Source organism: Microbacterium karelineae (assembly GCF_009745985.1).
GTDB classification, from domain to species: domain Bacteria; phylum Actinomycetota; class Actinomycetes; order Actinomycetales; family Microbacteriaceae; genus Microbacterium; species Microbacterium karelineae.
In genome coordinates this window covers 1-1,123 of the sequence record NZ_WFIX01000138.1, presented here as the reverse complement: position 1 = coordinate 1,123, position 1,123 = coordinate 1, and the positions used below count along the sequence as shown (strand labels likewise).

The following is a 1,123-nucleotide window of genomic DNA, read 5'->3' as shown; positions in this document are numbered from 1 at the left end:
CTTAATAACCAATCTGATCAGGTTCTGAGAAGAAACAGATAAACCTTTGAAAATTTCGTTTGCTACTTCTATTTTCTTTTTAGAATCGATATAAGGAGTCATGAAAAATTTATTTAAGTCCGCAGACTCTTTCATGATCTTTACTACATCTTTCATTTCAGAAAATACAGTAGCCGTTTGACCTGATTCGTTGGTGAAGTCAAGTAAACCTTGTGCGTATCTTTTAGCTACTTTAGATGTAAGCATTCTTAGTTAAGGTTTGATTTGTTTAAATAATTTTGAACTAATTCGTTTTGAGCTTCGCTATTGTCCAGCTTTTGCTTCAAGATAGACTCAGCAATGTTTACAGATAAAGTACCGATTTGAGTTTTGATGTCTGCCATTGCAGCATTTTTCTCAGCGTTGATAGTCTGTTTAGCAGCTTCGATCATTTTGTCTCCTTCAGCTTTAGCAACATCTTTAGCTTCCCCTACGATTCTGTCTTTAATCTCTCTGGCTTCTTTAAGGATCGCATCTCTTTCGATTTTAGCTTCACGAATGATTCTTTCGTTATCCTCTTTTAAAGTTTCCATTTCTTTTCTAGCTAATTTAGCTTGATTAAGAGCGTCAACAATAGATGTTTCTCTGTCATTGATAGACTTTAAAATAGGTTTCCAAGCGAATTTACCTAACAAAAATAATAATGCTAGAAAAATAACAGACTGGATAATAAATAATCCTGATGAAAACTGATGAATTAATTCCATTATATAAATGTATAAATAATTATTACTTTTTTTAAAGAACCATTACCTGTAACCAACCGTCACAGATAATGGTCTGATTTTAATTAGTTTACTGCAAATAGAGCAGCAAACGCAACACCTTCTACAAGTGCAGCTGCGATAAGCATAGCTGTTTGGATTTTTCCAGATTGCTCAGGTTGTCTAGCGATAGCTTCAAGAGCAGCAGCTCCGATTTTACCAAGACCGATACCTACACCTAGTACTACGATACCAGCACCTACAATTTTAGGGATTTCCATAATATATAATTTTAAAAAATTTGTTTTACTTTAATTTATAATTTCAATTAGTGAGCTGCATGATGTTCGTGCTCGTGCTCTTCTACTGCCATTCCAATG

The 1,123-nt window shown here is 33.9% G+C and carries 3 protein-coding genes; all 3 read right to left on the bottom strand.

Translation table 11 applies throughout. The features are described 5' to 3' along the window. Positions 1–246 (bottom strand): F0F1 ATP synthase subunit delta (locus tag GB932_RS22310; protein ID WP_197517222.1); only part of this gene is annotated, 246 nt, incomplete at its 3' end. A gap of 2 nt (positions 247–248) precedes the next feature. After that, the gene (locus tag GB932_RS22305) at positions 249–746 is read right to left on the bottom strand and encodes a F0F1 ATP synthase subunit B (RefSeq protein WP_002979110.1); all 498 of its coding nucleotides are present in this window, start codon (positions 744–746) and stop codon (positions 249–251) included. Positions 747–829: 83 nt separating this feature from the next. Continuing rightward, positions 830–1,024: an ATP synthase F0 subunit C gene (gene atpE, locus GB932_RS22300; RefSeq protein ID WP_002979108.1), complete on the bottom strand. Its 195-nt coding sequence runs from the start codon at positions 1,022–1,024 to the stop codon at positions 830–832. Positions 1,025–1,123: the final 99 nt, after the last annotated feature.